The organism is Bradyrhizobium sp. UNPF46 (genome assembly GCF_006658625.1).
Lineage (GTDB): Bacteria > Pseudomonadota > Alphaproteobacteria > Rhizobiales > Xanthobacteraceae > Bradyrhizobium > Bradyrhizobium nitroreducens.
The window spans coordinates 49,032-69,730 of the sequence record NZ_LFJB01000021.1; the positions used below are offsets into that span (position 1 = coordinate 49,032).

Here is a 20,699-nt window from a genome sequence, read left to right on the forward strand (position 1 = left end):
TCCTTCAGATTAGTCGATGGAGATCGGTACGATCACGCGTCCCCGCACCGCGCCGGCAAGGAGACGGTCCGCGACGGGAATGCAGTTTTCGAGCGAGACTCTCTCGGTCATCGCATCGAGCAAATGCAGATCGAGATCGCGGGCGAGCCGCCGCCACGCCTCGCGGCGTTCTTCGCGCGGACACATCACGCTGTCGATCCCGACCAGCGTGACGCCCCGCAGGATGAAGGGCGCAACGGTGGCCGGAAAGCTCATGCCGGCGGCCAGCCCGCAGGCGGCAACGACGCCGCGATATTTCATGGACGCGCAGACATTGGCGAGCACCTGCCCGCCGGCCACGTCGACCGCGGCGGCCCACTGCTCCCTGGCAAGCGGCTTGCCCGGCTCGCTGAAGAGCGATCGCGGCAGGATCCGCTTGGCGCCGAGGCTCGTCAGATAGTCGCTCTCCTCCATGCGGCCGGTCACGGCGACGACGTCGTAGCCGAGCTTTGCGAGCAACGTTGTCGCAACGCTGCCGACGCCACCGGCTGCGCCGGTGACCAGCACCTCACCACGACCGGGCTTGATGCCGTGACGCTCCAGCGCCATCACGCACAGCGCCGCGGTGTAGCCGGCGGTACCAATGCTCATGGCTTGCGCAAAGGAAAACGCAGGCTCGAGCGGTATCAGCCAATCGCTCTTGAGGCGGGCCATCTCGGCCAGACCGCCCCAATGCTGCTCGCCGACGCCCCAGCCGTTCAACACGACCTTGTCGCCGCGCTTGAACTCGGACGAGGAGGATTCCTCGACCGTCCCAGCAAGGTCGATGCCGGGCACCATCGGAAACTTGCGGACCACCGGGCCCTTCCCGGTGATGGCGAGCGCATCCTTGTAGTTCAGGGTCGAACAGGCGACCCGCACGGTCACATCGCCATCGGGCAAACTGTCCCGCGGAAGCTCTGCCAGCCTTACGGACTGCTTGCCGCTCTCATTCTCGATCAGGATGGCTCTGAAACTATTGCTCACGGTCGTGGGTCCTCATGTCCTTGGCCTCAATCATCGCGAAGAATCCTCGCGCGAATACGTCGAGCGCCTCGGGGCGTCGTTCCAGCTTCGCCCGCAGCACCGCCCCCTCCCAGCCGATCCAGAAGAAATGCGCGAGGCTATCGCAATCGAGGCTCTTCGGTATGTCGCCCGCGCGCTGCGCCGCGCGGAGGCAGCGGGAGGTCCGCGCTTCCCAATCCCTGAACACGGCGGCCAGGCGCTGCCGGAACGGCTCCGGCAAGGCGCCCATTTCCTGTCCGAGATTGCCGACCAGACAGCCGCGTCGATAGAAGTGGCGCGCCATGCCCGAGCGGGCGTCTGCGATGAAATCTCGAAGGCGGTCGAGCGGAGCGCGCGTCCCATCGTCGAACCAACGATCCAGCTTGTGCGCGAAATAGGCGGCATACGTATCGATCAGCTCGAGGCCAAAGGCCTCCTTGCTGCCGAAGTAGTGATAGAACGACCCCTTTGGCACGTCCGCCGCGGCGAGGATCTCCTCGACGCCGACGGCGCTGAATCCCTTCTCGGTCAAGATCGCCAGGCCCGTGCGCAGCAAGCGGGCGCGCGGCGCGTTCGGCTGCGACTGATCCTTCGGAGGACGACCGCGCCGACGCCGCTCTGAAACCGAGGCTTCGCTGTTCATGCGAATTTATTAGACCGATCGTTTTATTAAATCAACCCCGTGGCTGAACGCGATCCCCGGCTCCCCGGCGTACCGGCGCGGAAACGCGAGCTTGCCCTGGCGGGCCCGCTCCGATGTCGTGAAGCAATGCGAGGTGCTGCGGCGAGCCGCGCGCGGAATGCGCACAGAGACGATTGCAGGCGGGCTGCGCTAGCGAGATGAACTTCTCTCGGCGCGTCGGACGCGGCAACTCGGCGGCATCCCGTTCGATCAGGCTCGCTTTCGCGAGATCAGCAGGTCTTCTGCTGCAAATGCTGCACGCAGGTGCAGGTGGTCGCCGGATATTTGATGTCGTAATAGGGAGAGCTCGAGGAGCCGCCCGGGCCGTTGGTCGAGCAGCGCGGGAACAGATAATAGCTGTCCGACAGCTTGACGGTGCCCGCGATGGTGAAGCCGAGGTTGGGCGTATAGTCGTAGGAGACCTCGCTCAGGATGAGGGAGATGTTGGCGTTGGTGGTTCCGCCCGGCGCCGTAAAGGACGACAACGTCATCTGCTGACCGACAGTCCTCGCCGCCGACGCGTTGGTCGACGCACTCCACTGCACCGTCGCTTTGCCGCTGCTGTCGGTCGAGACTTCCGAGACCGTGATCGTCATCAAGGAGGCGCTGCCATTCTTGATGGGATATGGCGCCATGATGGCACCCGCAGCCGCAAGGATGCCGGTCATCTGCGTCGCGCTGACCTGCGTGTTCTGCGTGATCATGTCGGCGACGCTGTGAGCGGTGGCGCTGACCTTGACGTTCATGGCGAGCCCGTTGCCGAGCTCGACGCCGCCGATATAGAGCACCAGCATGAACGGCGTCACGATGGCGAACTCCGTCGCGGCAACGGCGCGGACATCGGTCAAGAGGTGCCGAGCGCGGGATGTCAGGGCGGAGATCATCAGTTGGCTCCTGGCTCGTTCTGGAACGCGGCGGACGACATGACCAGCCGGTTGCCGTTGCCGAGGTTGGACAGGTTGAAACCGAGCGGCCCGAGCACGACGGGCCACACGTACATGACGCGGAGAACGACGATGTCGCCGGCATTGCCGGGGTTGTACTGCCACGTATTGGTGACGTTGCCCGAGGCATCGAAGGTCAATGTGGGCATCGCCGTGTTCGCCGATGTCCACGAGGTTGCCACCTGCATGTCGACCATCAGGCCGCTGCACTTGAACAGGATCACGATCTGATCGCAGACCTTCTGCTTGAACACGTCCTTCGTCATCTGCGCGGACTGAACCTGTCCAGTCATGACGAGGCGCGCCGACTGCTGCACGACGGATTCCAGCATCTGCTGGGCGAAGAAGACCAGAAACGTCTGAATGAGCGCGATGACGAGCGCGAGGAACGGCGCTGCGACGAGCGCGAACTCGACGGCCGTGGCACCCTTGCTGTCCCGCGCGAAAGCGGCGCAGCGATTGCGGCGTCTCCTCATTGTCGAGGCGGATCCGAACATGGCCCCTTCCCTACTGCACGAGGCTGGCCGTGCTGGACGCGACCTTGATGAACAGGTCGGTCAGCGCCTTGGAAATGTCGCCGCCATTCTGGACGTTTGCGTACAGGCCCGGTGAGGCACAGGATTGCAGCCGTTGCGCGATCGTGCCCGTCGACGAGGTCGGATTGTTGAACTGCGCGATACGGCTGGTGTACCAGCCATCGCTCGGCAGTTGCAGATACTCGGTGTAGAGGATCGCGATACGGATGTTCCGGCTCTTGATGGTGTCGCATATCGCCGTGTTGAGCGGTTGCTGGCATCGCGCGGTCGTGCTGTTGGCGGACGGAAGCGGATAGGTGGCGTTGGGGTCGCAGCTGCCCCCCGACTTCGGGATGAGCTTGTCCTCGACGCCGTCGGTGACGAGGAAGACCACTTCCTGGGGCGTTCCGGTCGCGCTGCCGTCGCCGGGATTGGGCATGGCGGCGTTGAGGTCCGTCAGCCCCTTCGAGATATCGGTGCCGTAGTCGGTGGTATAGATGCAGCCGCCCGAGCCGTTGAGAACGGGGCAGTTCTGGTGATCGACCGTCAGCAGCTGAATGTTGCCGATCTTCGTGCCGGCGGTGGTCGGGGTAGTCAGCGTCTGGATCGTGTTCAGGGCGTAGTCGAAGGTATAGATGGCAGCCTGGTAGGTCGTGTTGTTGAGCGCCGACATGCACTGCATGACGCCGCCCGAAGTGCCCGACTGCGGGCAGGTCCAGGGTCCGACCATCAATTGCTTGACGGCATTGGTCACGAGATCGATCCGCAGCGTGATGTTGTTCGCACGCGCGACCGTGAGATTGTCCTTGTTCGTCGAGCTGGGGGCTGCGTTGTTGGGATGCGCCTCATGGCAGGCGAACGCGCAATTCTTCGCGTAGGTGGGCTGGTTCTTCGTGGCGAGAACCATGTTGTCGATGTCGCTCTGGGTCGCCGCCAGCGCCATCGACGGGGAATCGTCCAGCAGCAGGTAGAAGTTCATGTTGGGTGCGCTCGACGCCTTCGCCGTCGACGAACCGGACACCTGCCAGGTCTGCTTGCCGAGGACGCCGGGGAAACTGTTCACGGACTGCGCCACGTAGGACACCGTGATGGTCCGCGCGAGGCCGACATCCGTGACCGTGACCGTCGGCGTCGGCACGGCCGCGAGCCCGGGCAGATTGGCCTTGGCGGCAAAGACGGCCGTCGCCGTCGCCTCGATGACGGACTTGGTGGTTTGCGTCAGCATCGCCGGCCGCACGGCTGCGATCGCGGCCGCGTCGGCGGCTGCGTTCAACTGCTCACGCTTGCGCAAGGCCTGCGTGTAGTCGAGCGTCATGCCCAGGAGAAAGATGATAGGAACCATCGTCAGCGCGAAGATGATGGCGACGTTGGCCTTCCGGTCTGTCGCAAAACAGAGCATTGCGCGGCGGAGCATGAGGTTCATCCTGGCTGCCGTCGTTGCGGCAGCGGTCCTTTCCCTGTGAAATCGACGGAAGAGATCGTCGGGTCTCGATCCCGGCGCTCCTCCCATCACGGGCGGACTATGTCGATGGCTCTCTTAATCAACGCTTACGGCCAATTCGCAAACCACGGCCGAAGCGGATCGAGATGTCTCATATCGAGAAGGCATCATTAATGTCGCTTAAATGCAATCGCAGCGATTGGCGCTAAACCCCAGCAAACACCCGTAGATTTCCGGATGAGCCACAATTTGCGCGTGCCGGCGGAGGGCCGTGAGGCGCTTCGTGCGCGCGGCTCGAACAGGCATCCGAAAACGCTGCCGCGCACGGTGCCCGGCGCAAACCGCCCTGCCCGCCTTGCTCTGCGGATGAGAGACATATTGCCGTTAGACTCCGCCGCGCAAACGTGGACAATGCCCTGACGCACATGACGTGCGCAGTGCACACCAAGATGCGCCAGGGGAAACAAATGCCGGCTGCCGGTCCGTCGTCCGAATCCATCATTCCAACAGCTCCGCTCACCGCCCACATGCGCGATTCGCTGCGCGCGATCGTCGGCGAGAAAGGTTTCATCGAGGACGAGCACGGCAAGCAGCCGTTCGTGACGGACTGGCGCGGATTGCTGGTTGGACGGGCCGGAGCCGTCGTTCGCCCCGGCAGCACCGAGGAAGTCGCCAAGGTGGTCAGGCTCTGCCACGAGCATGGGGTCGCGATCGTGCCGCAGGGTGGCAACACCGGCCTGATGGGCGGCGCCACGCCCTGGCCCACGCACACGGGCATCGTCTTGTCCTTGGGCCGCATGAACCGCGTGCTGGATATCGATGCCACCGGCTACACCATGACGGTCGAGGCCGGCTGCGTGCTGCAGTCTCTGCAGGAGACGGCAAGCAGGCACGACAGGTTCCTGCCTCTCAGCCTCGGCGCACAGGGCTCGTGCATGATCGGCGGCAATCTGTCGACCAACGCCGGCGGCGTGCAGGTGCTCCGCTATGGCAATGCCCGCAATCTCGTCCTGGGACTCGAAGTCGTTCTGCCGAATGGCGATGTCTGGGACGGTCTGCGCGCGCTCAAGAAGGACAATACCGGCTACGACCTCAAGCACCTCTTCATGGGGGCCGAAGGAACGCTCGGCATCATCACCAAGGCGGTGCTCAAGCTATGGCCGGCTCCCAGGGACGTCTGCACGGCGTGGCTTGCGATCCGGGATCCGCGCGCAGCGCTGGAGATCCTGTCGGACGCCCATAGCGCATCCGAGGACAATGTCGGCTCCTGCGAGTTGATGAGCCGCGCTGCCGTCGACATGGTGCTCCGCCACATTCCCGGCACGCAGGATCCGCTCAAGGCGGACATGCCATGGTACCTCCTGCTGGAATGGTCGTCCTCGCGGGCACGCCAGGACGGGGCCGCGGGCATCGCAGAGAAGATGGAGCAGTTTCTCGGCGATCAACTCGAGGCCGGACGCGTGCTCGACGCGGTGATCGCCCAGACCGGAAATCAATCGCGCAACATGTGGCACATCCGGGAAAGCGTTGCCGAAGCCTCGCGCGCCGAGGGGCCGGGGCTCAGCTACGATGTCTCGGTGGCCATCTCCAGGATTCCGGAGTTCATCGACCTCGGCCTCAAGGCCGTGCGCGACATTCTCCCGTCCATCCGGCCCTATCCTCTCGGGCATATCGGCGACGGCAATCTGCACTTTTCGTTCATGGCGCCGGTGGGCATGGATCAGCAGACGCTGACCCAATACAAGACCGCCATCACGCGGGCGGTGAACGATCTCATCACCTCCATGGACGGCTCGATCTCGGCGGAGCACGGCATCGGCATCGACAAGCTCGACGAGCTCAGCCACTACCGCTCGAAGATCGAGCTCGACGTCATGCGAACCATCAAGCGCGCGCTCGATCCGCAGAACATCATGAATCCCGGCAAGGTGCTGCGGCTGTGAGCTAGAACTTCGCGCCGAAACCTCCGGCGCCTCCCCGGCCGCCCGGACCACCCGGCCCCGGCGAAGGCGACGATGTGCCGCCCTTCAGCTCGGCGGCCGTAACCTTGCAGTCGGCGTTCTTGTCGTACTGGCCGATGAAGCGGCTCGGCTTGTCCACGAACTCGGAGCGGCTGACTTTGCCGTCGTGGTCGTCGTCGAAATATCCAAGCTCTGCCTGGGCGAAGGTCCGCTCGGCGCGACGGATAGCGGGGAATTCCGATGCGCTGAGAAAGCCATTCCGGTTCTGGTCGGCAAACCGGAACAGCTGCTCCATGTAGCGCTTCCATTCATCGCAGGTGTAGGTGCCGTCGCGGTCGTAGTCCCAGATCAGCGGGCCGTCCGGCAGCGGATCGACGCGCGGCGGCGTTGCGCCTCCCTGCGCCGGACCTCCTGGAGGCATTTGCGCGTGAACACCAGAGACGAAAACGAGGGAGAATACGACGACGAGAAAACAGCTCGCGGCGCGGAATGCGGGAGTCATAGGAGTGAACCGGAGATGGGAGCTTGCATGCGGACTGAGCAACCAGCCGCCGGCGGCGACAGTGTGGCTTCCGCCCGTCCGGCAATCGACTGTGACAAATCGGGGAGAGCCCGCATGGGTCGACGTCACCTGGCGTCCTCGTTCAGTTCGATCGCCACCTCCGACATCCACGAGCCCGGCGCTTCCATCAGGAAGGATTGATGGTTGCTTTTGGTCTGGATCGTCACCAGCGCAGCGACGGTGTTGCCCTCGATGCGCGCCTCGATCAGACCACCCTTATTGGTGCCATAGACCTTGCCGCCCTGCCGATACTCGCTCTCGAACCAGTCGCCTGACAGCTCCGTCCCGCTCTGCTCGACGTTGGCCGACAGCACCATTTTGTACGGATCGCTGGTGCAGCGCAGGTCGAGCGTCAGGGATCGTCCGGGCTTCGTGACGTTGTAAGCCACCTTGCAGCGGACCTTTTCACGCGGGCCGTCCGACGGCTTCATCGGCCCCGATGGCCGCAGGAGGTTGACGAAGATGTTTACAGATGTTGCGGGATTGCCTGAACGTTGCCGGCCAGCACGTCAGTCGGTGATGAAGCCGATATCGCCGCGGCGGCCTCCCATCGGCCTGGTTCCGCCGTAGATTCGGTTGATGTTGCCGATGAGAGCGGATTGCGGGTCGCTCGAGGCGACGAAGCCGTCGTCCGGCCGCGACAACTCTCTCGGGCTCACGGCGCGGACCAGGTACGGCGTCACGAGAACGACGAGCTCGGTCTGATTGTTGACGAAATCCTGGCTGCGGAAGAGCGCGCCCAGCAGCGGCACCTGCATGAGCCCGGGCAAGCCGTTCACCGCCCGCTTGGTCTGGTCCTGAATCAGGCCCGCGATGGCCATGGAGCCGCCGGAGGGAATTTCGAGCGTGCTCTCGGCCCGGCGCGTCTTGATCGACGGCACGGTCAGCGAGTTGGTCGTGCTGTCGCTCACGGCCTGGGACAGAGTGATCGAATTCTCGTTCGAGAGGTCCGACACCTCGGTCATCAAATGCAGGCTGATGCGGCCCTCCGTGAGCACGACCGGCGTGAAGCTGAGCGACATCCCGAACTTCTTGAAGCTGATCTGCGTGGTGCACACATGGGTGGTCGGATCGCAGGAATAACCCGCGGGAACCGGAAATTCGCCGCCGGAAATGAAGGTCGCCGCCTCTCCCGAGATCGCCGTCAGCGTCGGCTCCGCCAGGGTGCGCACCACCCCCGCATTCTCCATCGCCCTCAGCGTCGCGGTCGTTCCACCCGCCGAAAAGGAGACATTGTTGCCGTCGACGAGATTCTTGCCATAAGCCGTGAACGGATTCGCATTGGTCAAGCTGACCACCGAGGTGCCAGAGCTGAGACTCGTGCTGAGATCGACGCCCAGCTGCTTGATGATCTGGCGGGAGACCTCAGCGACGGTCACCTTCAGCATCACCTGGTCACGGCCGCGAACCGTGATCGAGTTGACGACCTTGTCGGCGCCGCCCGTGAGGCGCGCGGCGATGTCGCTGGCCTGCTGGGCCTCCAGGGGCGTCGCGGCGGTACCGGTCAGGATGACGCCGTCGCCGACGCCGTCGATCTGGACGTTGGCGGCGGGAAGCGCCTGTTTCAACGCGGCGCGAACACCGTTCAGGTCACGCTTGACGGCGATGTCATAGGCCCTGATCGACTGGCCGGTATCGTCGAAGAACACCACGCTGGTCTGCCCGACCGCCGCGCCGATGACGTAGGCGCGCTGCGCCGATCGCAGCACGACGTTGGCGATCTTGGGGTCCGCGACCAGCACGTCCTTCACATCGCGCGGAAGGTCGAGCACGAAGGATTTGCCGACGCCGAGCGACACGAACTGCCCATCGGACTGGCCGGCCGCATCCTGCTGTCTCGAGATACGGCGGTCGGCGGCCTCCACGCCCGAAGGCAATGGACAAGACACCGCAGCCAGAAGGATGAGCAACGGCGGCATGCGCCTGAATGCTCGCGACAATGATCCGGCTCTGCCATGCATGACGATCGTCCTCAACGTCCAGCCCCACGGAAGACGCGGGCCCCCGCGGACTGCGGGATCCAGGTCGCATCAACGCGGGTTTAACGTCGCAGGTCGGCCGTTCGGTCGCCACTACAACAAGTGAAACAAAACAGAGAAGAGCGATACACGCGGGAAAAGAATGCCCGGCGCGCACTCGGCCCGCAAATCGCGCCAAGGTGCTCCGGCTGCGACGGAGCGGGGGCACCCTCACTGTTTCTCAGCCGCGCGGATTGACCACGGCATAGCCGCGCAGAGAGCACGCGTGAATGCGCGTCGCGCTGCCGCCCGAATTGGCATCATACGCCATCCCCTACTGCATGATCGCAGCCGCGATCTTCTCGGCCGACATCAGCACCGGGAAATTGGTGTTGGCGCACGGCACCACCGGGAAAATCGAGGCGTCGACGACGCGCAGGCCCTGGATACCCCTGACGCGGCCCTGATTGTCGACCACCGCCATCGGATCGTCGGCCCGGCCCATGCGGCATGAGCAGGAGGCGTGCCAGACGCCGATGGTCGCCTTGCGCACGAAAGCTTCCAGCGCCTCGTCGTCGTTCATCACCTGATCGAAGGTGAAGCCCTCCACCACGAAATTGTCGATCATGTAGTGGCGCAGCGCCGCCGGTCCGTCCATCAGCGTCGCCGCGATCCTGGTCAGGATCTTGTTCCTGGTGTTGACGACGCCGATCTTGCGGACCTTGTCGGTGTAGGCGGCCGGGAACGGCTTGTCCGTCACCTGCTTCACGATGTCGCTCATCTGAATGGCCGCCATCTTGCGGAAGCCGCTCATCAGGCGATCGAGATCGCGCCGGTCTGACAGGAGATTGAACTCGACGATGGGCTCCGCGGACGGATCGCGCGAGGCCAGCTTGACCTGTCCGGTCTCCGAATAGGTCTTGTTGACGAAAGTCAGGAGCGAACCGATCTGCTCGCCGACCGCATGCCAGGCCGATTTCGAGAGCAGGACGACGAACATGTCGCCCTTCGGCACGCCCGCAAGTCCCGACGAATAACGCAGGCCCAGCTGCATGTGGCGCCTGGTGTGCTCGTTCATGCGCGCGCCGCGGCGGACGAAGGACGACAGCGAGATCGAGGGATGATCCATCAGACGCTGGCCCACGCCCGGTAATCCCATCAGCACGGGAATTCCCAGGTCCTTGAGGTGGCCAACCGGGCCGATGCCGGCACGCAAGAGATGCGCCGGTGAGTGGATCGCGCCGCTGGAGAGGATGATCTCGCGGCCGCGGAATTCCTGCTCGCGCCCGTCGACGATCGCCTTCACACCGACGCACTGCGTGCCTTCGAACAGCAGCTCGCGCACCTGCGTGTTGGTGGAGATGGTGAGATTGGCGCGCTTGCGGGTGTCGCGATCGAGATAGCCCATCGCGGCGGAGACACGCTGCTCGGCCTGGTTGGAATGCGTCACCGGGAAGAAGCCGTCGACGAACTCGCCGTTCTGGTCGGGCAGGAATTGATGGCCGGCCTGCTGGAAGGCCTCGGCGAACGCCTGCGAGTGCTTGGTCCAGTGCTCGCGCGGGATGCGGCGGACCGGGATCTTGCCGTCCTTGCCGTGGTAGGGGCCGTCGAAATCGAGGTCGCGCTCGACCTTCTTGAAAAAGGGCAGCACGTCATTCCACGTCCATCCCTCGGCGCCGCGCGCGTCCCATTCGTCGTAATCGGTCGGCGCGCCGCGATTGGCCATCTGGCCGTTGATCGAAGATCCCCCGCCGAGCACGCGCGCCTGCTCGTATTTGCGCAACGGCGGACGGGATTCGTTCGGATTGTTGTGGCTGACGACCTGCGTCGTGACCTTGAGCTCGGTCCAGTGGAAGCGCGGATCGAAATAGGCAGTGCCCGGATAGCTGTCCCTGATCTCGGCCGGCTCGTTGCCGGGAGGCGTGTCCTGACCGGCTTCGCACAGCAGGACCTTGTTGGCGCTCTTGGCGGAGAGCCGGTGGGCCAGCACGGACCCCGCCGAGCCGCCGCCCACGATAATGAAGTCATGCACGATTGGCGTTTCCTGCTTTTTTGTTGGCGGAGTTTAGCGCGTTATTGTTTTGCCGTGGAAGGGCTTTGGACGCCGCACCTCGTGTCCCGGACGCGCTGCAACGCGTAGCGTTGCGGCGCTGAGCCGGGACCCAGCAGACTCCGGACTCGCTGTGGCATGGGCCCCGGCTCTGCAGGGCACCACCGCCGGACCATGCTTCGCATCGCCGGCAGCGCTGCGCTGCGTCCGGGGCACGAGCATCACGGCTTGGCACAGGGATGCTAGGGCCTGATCGAAAAATTCCCCGGCGGCCCCGCCTTGCGCAGCGGCTCCGCCAGACGCGCGAACTCGCACAGCAACGAGCGCGTCTTGCGGGGATCGATGATCTCCTCGACCCAGAACTTTTCGGCCGAGCGGAACGGCGAGCGCAGCTTGTTGAGGCGCTCCTGGATCTCCTCCAGCTTGGCTGCCTTGTCCTCGGCCGCGTCGATGTCGGCGCGGTAGGCGGCCTCGATTCCGCCTTCGAGCGGCAGCGAGCCCCAATAGGCCGACGGCCAGGCGTAGCGGATCGAGAAGCGGTCGGCCGGCTGATGCACGACACCGGCGACACCGAACGCGTTGCGCAGGATCACCGTGCACCAGGGCACGGTGGTCTGGTTGACCGCGGCCATGACGCGGACGCCGTGGCGGATGGTCGCCGCCTTCTCGGCATCGAGGCCGATCATGAAGCCGGGGCAGTCCATGAGATAGACGATCGGCAGGTGGAAGGTCTCGGCGAAGTCGACCCAGCGCACCACCTTCTGGCAGGCATCCGCGGTCCACGAGCCGCCATAGTGGAAGCTGTCGCTGGCGAGCACCATCACCGCCCTGCCCTCGAGCCGCGCGAGGCCGACGATGACCGGCTTGCCGAAATTCTTGCCGACCTCGAAGAACGAACCCTTGTCGACGACCGATTCGACGATCGGGCGCACCTTGTAGACCTGCTTGCGGTTGCGCGGCACCGCGCTCATCAGCGCCTCGTCGCCGCGTTCGGGATTGTCGGTGCAGGGCAAGGTCGGCGGCAGCTCGTAAACCGACGACGGCAGGTAGGACAGGAACCGCCGCGCGCAGGCAAAGGCCTCTTCCTCGGTGTCGACGGCATGATCGACCGCGCCGGCGCGGGTCTGGATGTCGGCGCCGCCGAGCTCCTCCTTGGAGAGGTCCTGCCCGAGCGCCTTCACCACCGGCGGCCCTGCAACGAACATCGCGGACTTCCGGGTCATGATCGAATAGTGGCTGGCAGCAAGGCGCGCGGCACCGAGGCCCGCGACCGAACCGAGGCCGAGCGCGACCACAGGCACCCGCGACAAATTCTCGGTCGTGAAGCGATACCAGCGCGTACCGCCAATGCCGCCGGGCAGATTGGCCGCGCCCTTGGTCTCGATCGTCTTCACCGAGCCGCCGCCGCCGGAGCCTTCGATGATGCGGACGATGGGCAGGCGGAAGTCGTGCGCCATCTCCTCCGCCATCAGGGGCTTTGCCGAGATCGACGCATCCGCCGAGCCGCCGCGCACCGTGAAATCGTCGCCGACGACCACGACGGTGCGGCCGTCGACGCGGGCGCGGCCGAACACGCAGTTCGCCGGCGTCAATTTCTTCAGATCGCCGCTGGGATCGTACTCACCGATGCCGGAGACGGCACCGATCTCGTGAAAGCTGCCCTTGTCGATCAGCTTGTCGATACGCTCCCGAACAGTCAGCCGGCCCTGGTCATGCTGTCGCTTGACCTTGTCAACGCCGCCCATCTCCCGCGCGAAGGCTTCGCGCCGGGCGAGCTCGTCGAGTTCCGGCTTCCAGTTCATTCACTCCCTCCGAATTGATCGGCTTGTTATTGTTATGCACGGCCATTGCGACCGGTTTACGCGAGATGCGATTGGCGAAGGCATCGCTTTCCGCACCCTCCATCAGGCTGCCGAGCGAGCGGCCGAGCGCGAGCATCGGCGGAGCAACTTCGTCATGCAGACGCTGCTCGTCATACATCGCCGACAGAAGGCCGATCGTGATGACGACGAAGGTCTGGTACTGCGGTGACCAGATCGGCACCGCGAGCCCGTTGATGTGCGGGCTCCACAGGCCACAGGCCGTGACATAGCCGCGCTCGCGCAGCGACTGCCGGTTGGCTTCGATGCGGGGCCGCAGGATCTTCGCAGCCTCGGGCGCTTCCCGCTCCATGTCGTTGATGAAGGCATCGCCGATTTCGGGCGCCAGCGCCGCCGTGTAGGCCGCGCCCGCCGCAGTCGAGGCCATCGAAATGCGGCTGCCGGTGCCCTCGTGCAGGCCGAGCGCGGAAGCCGAGCGCGCGAACTGGAGATAGACGAGATGGAAGCGATCGGGAACGACGAAGCCGACCGTGCCCGGAAGTTGCTCGGCGACTTCCTGCAGCCGCTGGCGGATCATGCTGCGCAGCTGCGCGCCCTTCATCATCGAAGCGCTCATCGCCACCGCGCTCGGACCGATGCGATACTTCTGGTCGCGCGGCAGATAGACCAGTTGGCCCATGCGCGTCAGCGTGTGCGTGAGCCGCGACACCGTCGAACGCGGCAGGCCGCAGCGATTGGAAATCTCGAGATTGCCGAGCCTGCTGTCGTGGCCCTCGAAGCATCGCAACACGTCGAACGCGCGCGACACCACCTGAATGACATCTCCCTCACCGGCATCGCCAGCGAGCACGCCCTGCCTACTCAACCGCTCGGATCGTCGTCCCATGTTCCCTACCGTCTGTTCCGCTGTGCGGAATTAAATTCCACTTGCAGACGACGCTACCTCAGGCATTTTGCGACGACAACAAAAAGGCGATGGCATGCCAGAAATTAAGATCGTCACGGAGGTCGCCGGACGCATCTGCGCAACTCCCGTGCAAGTTGGAGGAACCGTCGACGATGGCGACGACGTTGTGGTGGTCGAAGCCATGAAGATGGAGATACCGGTGCCATCGCCAGCGGGCGGCACGATCACATCACTTCTGGTGAAGCTCGACGACGTCGTTGCGGAGGGACAGGCGATCGCGATTGTCGCGAACTGACTGCATCCTCCGTCATTTCCGCGACAATCTGTCAGCCTCATTCCTGCATGCGCGGTACGGCGTTGCCATCGCTTGATGGCGATGACATGATCTCTTGCAAACAAAACGTTGTTTCAAACAAAGAAAGAAAACCCTCGCAGCAAAGCGAGGATCATTGGAGGGAAACATGCTTCGTGGGCTGTTCATGCTCGCGCCTGCCTTGGTTGCGGGCATTTCTTTTGCGTCTACACGCTATGCATCCGCCGAAGACATCAAGCTACCGGCGACGTTGACCTTCACCGCCTATGACACCGGCACCGCCGGCTTCAACATCGCCGTCGGCGTCGGCAAGATGATGAAGGACAAGTTTGGCACCGACGTGCGCGTGCTCCCCGCAGGCAACGACGTCGCCCGCCTCGCGCCGTTGCGTTCCAAACGCGCGGCATCCTCGGCGATGGGATCGGGCACCTACTTCGCGCAGGAAGGCGTGTTCGAATTCGGGGCCAGGGAGTGGGGCCCGCAGCCGCTCCAGATCATGCTCTCGACCGTCGACTGCAACTGCGGCTCGCTTGGCGTTGCCGCCGACACCGGCGTGAAGGAGCTGAAGGATCTCAAGGGCAAGCGTGTCGGCTTCGTGGTCGGCTCGCCCGCGCTGAACCAGAACTCGCTCGCAGTGCTCGCCTTCGCCGGGCTGACGCAGAAGGACGTCAAGGCCGTCGAATTCGCGAGCTACGGCGCGATGTGGAAGGGCCTGATCAACAACGACGTCGATGCCGCCTTCGGCACCACGATCACCGGCCCCGCCAAGGAAGCCGAGACCTCGCCGCGCGGCCTGATCTGGCCGCCACTGCCGGCCAAGGACAAAGAGGGCTGGGCGCGGATGCAGAAGGTCGGCTCGTTCTTCTTCCCGCAGGTCGCCACCTGCGGCGCCGGCATCTCGCCGGAAAAGCCGGTCGAGCTCGGCAACTACCCCTACCCGATCTTCGTTACGTACGCCTCGCAACCGGCCGACCAGGTCTATGCGATGACCAAGGCGATGATCGTCAACTACGACGCCTATAAGGACTCCGCGCCCGGCGCGGGCGGGCTTGCAGCCGACCGCCAGACCAAGAACTGGGTGGTGCCCGTGCATCCCGGAGCGGTGAAAGCACTGAAGGAAGCCGGGCAATGGAGCGATGCGCAGGAGGCGCACAACACCAAGCTGATCAAGCGGCAAGAGGTGCTCGGCACCGCATGGACGGAGTACGGCAAGTCCAATCCGCCGTCGGACGACAAGGCGTTCCTCGACGGCTGGATGAAGGCGCGCGCAGCGGCGCTCGCGAAGGCCGACATGCCGAACGGGTTTGAGGAATAGTCCAAAGCGTTGAATAGCCCACGCGCGGGGTCCATCTGATGTCTGCTTCCACTGCCACCACCCCGCAAGACGAGCCCATGCGGGTCGTGTTCGACGACCCGCATGGCGCCGCCGGCAACATGCAGGAGGCCGAGGTCACGCGCGTGCGCGCGCTTCGCGGCGCCTGGCGCTGGCTGCTGGTGGCCGCGACCGCTGCGACCATCCTGCTCTGCATCAACCAGCAATTCTCGCTACGATTCTTCATCGGCTATACCCAGCTCAACACGGAGTATTTCTATCTCCTGATCGCGCTGATGCTGCCGTTCACCTTCCTGATCTTCCCCGGCACCGAGAGCGCGCCACTCGACCGGATTCCCTGGTACGACCTCGTCCTGTTCGTCGTGACCTTCGCCGCGGCGCTGCTGTTGATGTCGAACGTACGGAAGGCTGCCGAGGCCGGCTGGGAATTCGGTGGCGCGCCGAACAACGTGATCGCGGCGGGCCTCGTCATGTGGGTAATGCTGATGGAGGCGCTGCGCCGCACCGGCGGCTGGAGCCTGCTGCTCAGCGTGCTCCCCTTCACCGTCTATCCGCTGTTCGCGGAGGCCGGCTGGCTCGGGCCGTTCCGCGGCACGCAATCGACGCTGGAACAGGCGACCGCCTATCACGTGCTGTCGGGCGAAAGCCTGCTCGGCATACCGATCCAGGCCTTTGCCGACACCGTGATCGGGTTCCTGGTGTTCGGCACCGCGCTGATGATGACCGGTGCCGGCAAGTTCTTCATCAACCTCGCCTTCGCGCTGTGCGGCACCTTCCGCGGCGGCGCGGCGAAGGTCTGCATCTTCGCCAGCGGCCTGCTCGGCATGATGTCGGGCTCGATCATCTCCAACGTGCTGACGGCCGGCACCATGACCATCCCCGTCATGAAGAAGAGCGGTTTTCGCGCCTCCTATGCCGGCGCGATCGAGGCCTGCGCCTCGACCGGCGCCGTGCTGGCACCCCCGGTGATGGGGGCCACGGCCTTCGTGATCGCGCAGTTCCTCAACGTCAGCTACGCCGACGTCGCGCTCGCCGCGATCATTCCGGCTGCGCTCTATTATGTCGGCCTGTTCATGCAAGTGGACTCCTACGCCGCGCGTCACGGGCTGAAGGGCATTCCGCGCGCCGAGCTGCCGCGCGTCATGGATACGATCAAGGACGGCTGGTATTACGTCTTCGTCATCGCGCTGCTGATCGTGATGCTGCTCTACTTCAAGCGCGAGAGCCACGCGCCGTTCTACGCCACCGCACTGCTCCTGGTGCTCAACCAGCTCTTCTCCAAGGACACGCGCTGGACGTTGGCAACGATCGGCAAGTTCCTGGAAGTGAACGGCCGCACCTTCGTCGAGCTGGTCGGCATCCTCGCCGGCTGCGGCCTGCTGATCGGCGCGTTCTCGATGACCGGCGTGGTGTCGAGCCTCGCCAACGACCTGCTGCACATCGCCGGCGACAATCCGTTCCTGCTGCTCGGCATGTGCGCCCTAACCAGCCTGATCCTCGGCCTCGGGCTGACGACGACGGCCTGCTACATCTTCCTCGCCATCCTGGTCGCGCCCGCGCTGGAAAAGCTCGGGCTGAACAGGATGGCGGTGCACATGTTCATCTTCTATTGGGGCATGCTGTCGTCGATCACGCCGCCGGTGGCGATCGCCTCCTTCGCCGCCGCAGGCATCGCCGGCTCGCCGGCGATGAAGACCGGCTGGGAATCGATGTGGGTCGGCAGCATCATCTACTTCATCCCGTTCTTCTTCGTGCTCAATCCGGCGCTGGTGCTGCAAGGGCCGAGCCCCTATTTCGCCGGCCTCGGCCTGATGGGGCTGGCCGCGTTCGGCACGCTGTTCATCTGCGGCGGCATTCAGGGCTACCAGCCCTTCGTCGGCGACCTGCGCGGCACAGGCAGCCTGGAATGGCCGATCCGCGTGCTGCTGGTGATCGGCGGCTTCGTGGTGGCGACGCCCGGCGGCGGAATCATGCCGCTGTCGCAGATGCAGGTGACGCTGCTCGGCCTTGGGATCCTCCTGCCGACGATCTTGATCGCGCTTCTGCTGATCCGACGCCAGCCTGTGATGCCGGATGGGTTGCGCGTCCCCTGATTGCGTTGCACAAGTGAGGCGATGACACCGCTCTCGCCTCTCGCCGCCGCCTGGACCCGTTCGAAACCGCCCTTGCTGCGGTTTCTGGACAATTGCCTGAACGAGTTCTCGGCCGAGACGTCGGGCCACGTCGCAGACTACATCCCGGAGCTGAGCAAGGCCGATCCTGCCTATTTTGGCATCAGCCTCGCGACACTGGACGGCCACGTCTACGAGGTCGGCGATTCCAGGGTACCCTTCACCATCCAGTCGATGTCGAAGCCGTTCGTGTTTGCGCTGGCGCTGGACCTCCTCGGCGCAGGCAAAGTCGAGAGCGCGATCGGCGTCGAACCATCAGGCGATCCCTTCAATTCCATCCGGCTCAACGCCGAGAACCATCCGTTCAACCCGATGGTCAATGCCGGCGCGATCGCCTGCACCGGGCTGATCTACGACAGCAAGGGTGCGGAAGCCTTCGAGCAGATCCGCCTCGCGCTCAGCCGCTTTGCCGGACGCGACCTTGCCGTGGACGAGGCCGTCTATGCGTCCGAAAGCCAGACCGGCGACCGCAACCGCGCCATCGGCTATCTGCTCAAGACCAACGCGGTGATCTCGGACAACGTCGCGGCCGTGCTCGACGTCTATTTCCGGCAATGCGCCGTGCTGGTCACCGCGCGCGACATCGCAGTGATGGCGGCGACGCTCGCCAATCGCGGCGTCAATCCGGTCACCGGCGAGCAGGTGCTGACGCCTTACGCGATCTCGCGCACCCTCTCGGTGATGACCTCGTCGGGCATGTACGACTATGCCGGCGAATGGATCTACCGGATCGGCATTCCCGCCAAGAGCGGTGTCGGCGGCGGCATTCTGGCCGCACTCCCTGCCCGGCTTGGGCTCGGCAGCTATTCGCCGAGGCTCGACAAGCACGGTAACAGCGTGCGCGGCATCAAGGTCTGCGAGGCGCTGTCCTCGCATTACGACCTGCACATGCTCAACCGCAGCGACGATGCCCGCAACGCCGTCATCGCCGATTACGACATCGGCAGGAGCCCGTCGCGCCGCGTGCGCCGGCCGCAGGAACGGGAGATTTTGGCCGTGCACGAGCAGGAGGTGCGGGTCATCGAGCTGGTCGGAACGTTGTCGCTGTCGGCAGTGGACTACGTCTCACGGCGGCTGGCCGGACGGCCGCGGCCGCAAATCGTCGTGTTCGACCTGCACCGCGTCACCTCCACCACCCGCGCAGGCGCCCGGCTGATCGCCGAAGCGTTCGAGGAGCTCGCGGCGCTGAATGTCACCGTCGTGATTTCAGGCGTCAGGCGCGCCTCCAAGGAATGGGACTCCTTGCGGGAATGGACCGCCGAGCTGAAGAACGTCCGCGACTTCTATCTGCTCGACACCGCGATCGAATGGGCCGAAGACCAGATCGTCTACCGCTATGGCGGCTCGATCGACTTTCACGAGACCACCGAGCTTGCCGAGCAACCGCTGCTCGAGGGCATGAGCGAGGAAGAGCTGACCGACCTCGCCTCGATCTGCACGATCAGGACCTTTCGGTCCGGCGAGAAGATCCTCACCAGCGGCGATCCCGCCGACGCCCTGTTCTTCCTGCGCAGCGGCGCGGTGCACGTCACCTTGCCCGACGGCGTGCGCCTGGCAACGCTCACCGCCGGCATGGCCTTTGGCGAAATGGCGCTGCTGGAGCCGACGCGCTCGGCCGACGTGTTCGCAGACATGGCGGCGACCGCGTTCGAGGTTCCGCTGAAGGATTTCGAGCGCTTCCGCAAGCAGCATCCGCGCGCCAGCGAGCGCGTCATGCGCAACCTGGCGCAGCTCCTCGCCGACCGCCTGATCGTCGCCAACGCGAAGGTGGATATCCTGACGTCGACGTAAACTCAGCCTACCGGCTCGCCGCCTCGCTGATGCGTCGCCTGATCTTGGCGGCACTGGCGTCGAGCAGCGCCGATGGTTGCTGGCCGGTGGCGGCGCACAGGCAGGCCCAGTAGTAGACGACATCGCCGAGCTCTTCGACGAGACCCGCCTTGTCGAGCCAATCGTCGCGCAAGAGCTTCTTGATGTGCTCGGCGACTTCGCCAGCTTCGCCGGCGAGTCCGAGGCCGAGATAGGACAGCCGCTCGTTGGTCGGATGCTCATCGACCTTGGCAATGGTTGCGGCCCAGGCCGCGTATTCATCGATCGTCATGAGCATCCCTCGCAAGCCAAGCCTTGGATCAGCCCACCACTTCCGTGACGGGCTGGAGGTCGATCTCGAACGTCTCCAGGAACTTCGAGGTCATGATGTAGAAGCCGACCGAGAGCTGGAGCTCGACCAGCGCGGCCGGTGTCAGCTTCGACGCGATCGCCTTGAAGGTCGCATCCGTCGGCTTATTCAGCTTCACGATCTCGTCGGTGAACGCGAGCGCTGCGCGCTGCACCTCGTTGAAGCACGTCGCGGCCTGCCAGTTCTCGAGCGCCTCGTTCTGCGCGTCGGTGACGCCGACATTCTTGCCGATGCGCTTGTGCGCGACGATCTCGTACGGCGCCTCGCACAAGATTCCGGTGCGCGTGATCGCAAGCTCGCGCACGATCGGATCGAGCTCGCCCTTGTGGCGGATCGCACCGCCCAAGCGGCAGTACTGCTCGAAATAGCTCGGCGAGTGCGCCATCATGCGGAAGATGTTGGCGTTGCGGTTCTTGTCGAGAATTTCGCGGGTGCGGTCGGATGCCTTGGACGGGTCGCTGTAATCGATGCGGGCCATGATTTTCCTGAAGTTTTTCCTGAGCCTTTGATGCTCATTGTCGTTGCCGGGATAGGTTCCCAAAAACTCTATTCGCGCACGAACGCAGGAGCAACATCAAGGAGTCAAATTGCCGCCGCATTGCTGATCGACCTTGGGACAGTCGATATTCGCTGCGTGGGGACAAATCGCGGCGGATACTCGCAAGGGGTGTTCCGAGTAAAAACAATTGGCCGTCGAGTGCGCTAGCCGCGCATTGACGAGTCACGCCCAAGTCTAGGGAGAAAACGGCATGAAGGAAGCCACCAAGGGGGCGGCCTCGGGAGCGCTCGCGCATATGCTGGCGGTGACGGCGATGCTCGTCATCGCCAGCATCTTGTTCT

The 20,699-nt window shown here is 64.4% G+C and carries 18 protein-coding genes; 5 read left to right on the forward strand and 13 right to left on the reverse strand.

What is annotated here, in order from left to right; genetic code table 11:
- Window positions 1–9 precede the first annotated feature (9 nt).
- The 5 genes from acuI to UNPF46_RS09860 all read right to left on the reverse strand — a co-directional run bounded on the left by acuI (window position 10) and on the right by UNPF46_RS09860 (window position 4,578).
- The gene (gene acuI / locus UNPF46_RS09840) at window positions 10–1,005 is read right to left on the reverse strand and encodes an acrylyl-CoA reductase (NADPH) (protein ID WP_210248331.1); all 996 of its coding nucleotides are present in this window, start codon (window positions 1,003–1,005) and stop codon (window positions 10–12) included.
- Window positions 995–1,666: an acrylate utilization transcriptional regulator AcuR gene (gene acuR, locus UNPF46_RS09845; protein ID WP_142249884.1), complete on the reverse strand. Its 672-nt coding sequence runs from the start codon at window positions 1,664–1,666 to the stop codon at window positions 995–997. The genes acuI and acuR overlap by 11 nt, the downstream gene beginning before the upstream one ends.
- A gap of 269 nt (window positions 1,667–1,935) precedes the next feature.
- Window positions 1,936–2,589: a TadE/TadG family type IV pilus assembly protein gene (locus UNPF46_RS09850; RefSeq protein WP_142249885.1), complete on the reverse strand. Its 654-nt coding sequence runs from the start codon at window positions 2,587–2,589 to the stop codon at window positions 1,936–1,938.
- The gene (locus UNPF46_RS09855) at window positions 2,589–3,125 is read right to left on the reverse strand and encodes a TadE/TadG family type IV pilus assembly protein (RefSeq protein WP_246668623.1); all 537 of its coding nucleotides are present in this window, start codon (window positions 3,123–3,125) and stop codon (window positions 2,589–2,591) included. The genes UNPF46_RS09850 and UNPF46_RS09855 overlap by 1 nt, the downstream gene beginning before the upstream one ends.
- A gap of 31 nt (window positions 3,126–3,156) precedes the next feature.
- Complete coding sequence (locus UNPF46_RS09860) at window positions 3,157–4,578, reverse strand: TadE/TadG family type IV pilus assembly protein (protein WP_100181541.1); 1,422 nt, start codon at window positions 4,576–4,578, stop codon at window positions 3,157–3,159.
- A 494-nt stretch (window positions 4,579–5,072) separates the two neighbouring features.
- On the opposite strand from UNPF46_RS09860, the gene UNPF46_RS09865 reads away from it, so the two are divergent.
- Complete coding sequence (locus UNPF46_RS09865) at window positions 5,073–6,548, forward strand: FAD-binding oxidoreductase (RefSeq protein WP_142249887.1); 1,476 nt, start codon at window positions 5,073–5,075, stop codon at window positions 6,546–6,548.
- 1 nt (window position 6,549) lies between these two features.
- Here the strand turns inward: UNPF46_RS09865 and UNPF46_RS09870 are convergent, their stop codons facing one another.
- The 6 genes from UNPF46_RS09870 to UNPF46_RS09895 form a co-directional block, all read right to left on the reverse strand.
- Window positions 6,550–6,987 carry an EF-hand domain-containing protein gene (locus UNPF46_RS09870; protein ID WP_100180560.1) on the reverse strand — a complete coding sequence of 146 codons (438 nt, stop codon included), beginning with the start codon at window positions 6,985–6,987 and terminating at the stop codon, window positions 6,550–6,552.
- A gap of 206 nt (window positions 6,988–7,193) precedes the next feature.
- The gene (locus UNPF46_RS09875; protein ID WP_246668624.1) at window positions 7,194–7,559 is read right to left on the reverse strand and encodes a hypothetical protein; all 366 of its coding nucleotides are present in this window, start codon (window positions 7,557–7,559) and stop codon (window positions 7,194–7,196) included.
- 78 nt (window positions 7,560–7,637) lie between these two features.
- Window positions 7,638–9,047 carry a type II and III secretion system protein family protein gene (locus tag UNPF46_RS09880; RefSeq protein WP_246668625.1) on the reverse strand — a complete coding sequence of 470 codons (1,410 nt, stop codon included), beginning with the start codon at window positions 9,045–9,047 and terminating at the stop codon, window positions 7,638–7,640.
- 373 nt (window positions 9,048–9,420) lie between these two features.
- Window positions 9,421–11,118, reverse strand: coding sequence for a GMC family oxidoreductase (locus tag UNPF46_RS09885; protein ID WP_100180558.1), 1,698 nt, complete (start codon window positions 11,116–11,118; stop codon window positions 9,421–9,423).
- Window positions 11,119–11,378: 260 nt separating this feature from the next.
- Window positions 11,379–12,938, reverse strand: coding sequence for an acyl-CoA carboxylase subunit beta (locus UNPF46_RS09890; protein WP_142249890.1), 1,560 nt, complete (start codon window positions 12,936–12,938; stop codon window positions 11,379–11,381).
- Window positions 12,868–13,842 carry an IclR family transcriptional regulator gene (locus UNPF46_RS09895; RefSeq protein WP_100180556.1) on the reverse strand — a complete coding sequence of 325 codons (975 nt, stop codon included), beginning with the start codon at window positions 13,840–13,842 and terminating at the stop codon, window positions 12,868–12,870. The genes UNPF46_RS09890 and UNPF46_RS09895 overlap by 71 nt, the downstream gene beginning before the upstream one ends.
- 94 nt (window positions 13,843–13,936) lie before the next feature.
- On the opposite strand from UNPF46_RS09895, the gene UNPF46_RS09900 reads away from it, so the two are divergent.
- From UNPF46_RS09900 to glsA, 4 genes are all read left to right on the forward strand, one after another.
- Window positions 13,937–14,158, forward strand: coding sequence for a biotin/lipoyl-containing protein (locus UNPF46_RS09900; protein WP_142249891.1), 222 nt, complete (start codon window positions 13,937–13,939; stop codon window positions 14,156–14,158).
- Between the two features lie 166 nt (window positions 14,159–14,324).
- Window positions 14,325–15,491 carry a TAXI family TRAP transporter solute-binding subunit gene (locus UNPF46_RS09905; RefSeq protein ID WP_142249892.1) on the forward strand — a complete coding sequence of 389 codons (1,167 nt, stop codon included), beginning with the start codon at window positions 14,325–14,327 and terminating at the stop codon, window positions 15,489–15,491.
- Between the two features lie 38 nt (window positions 15,492–15,529).
- Complete coding sequence (locus tag UNPF46_RS09910; protein WP_181769874.1) at window positions 15,530–17,602, forward strand: TRAP transporter permease; 2,073 nt, start codon at window positions 15,530–15,532, stop codon at window positions 17,600–17,602.
- Window positions 17,603–17,623: 21 nt separating this feature from the next.
- Window positions 17,624–19,471, forward strand: coding sequence for a glutaminase A (gene glsA / locus UNPF46_RS09915; protein WP_142249894.1), 1,848 nt, complete (start codon window positions 17,624–17,626; stop codon window positions 19,469–19,471).
- A 7-nt stretch (window positions 19,472–19,478) separates the two neighbouring features.
- On the opposite strand, the gene UNPF46_RS09920 is transcribed toward glsA, so the two are convergent.
- Together UNPF46_RS09920 and UNPF46_RS09925 are read right to left on the reverse strand one after the other, a co-directional pair.
- Window positions 19,479–19,781 (reverse strand): nucleoside triphosphate pyrophosphohydrolase family protein, encoded by a 303-nt coding sequence (locus tag UNPF46_RS09920; protein WP_174719240.1) that lies wholly within the window; start codon window positions 19,779–19,781, stop codon window positions 19,479–19,481.
- 28 nt (window positions 19,782–19,809) lie between these two features.
- On the reverse strand, window positions 19,810–20,337 hold the full coding sequence (locus UNPF46_RS09925) for a carboxymuconolactone decarboxylase family protein (protein WP_100180550.1): 528 nt from the start codon (window positions 20,335–20,337) through the stop codon (window positions 19,810–19,812).
- Window positions 20,338–20,699 lie beyond the last annotated feature (362 nt).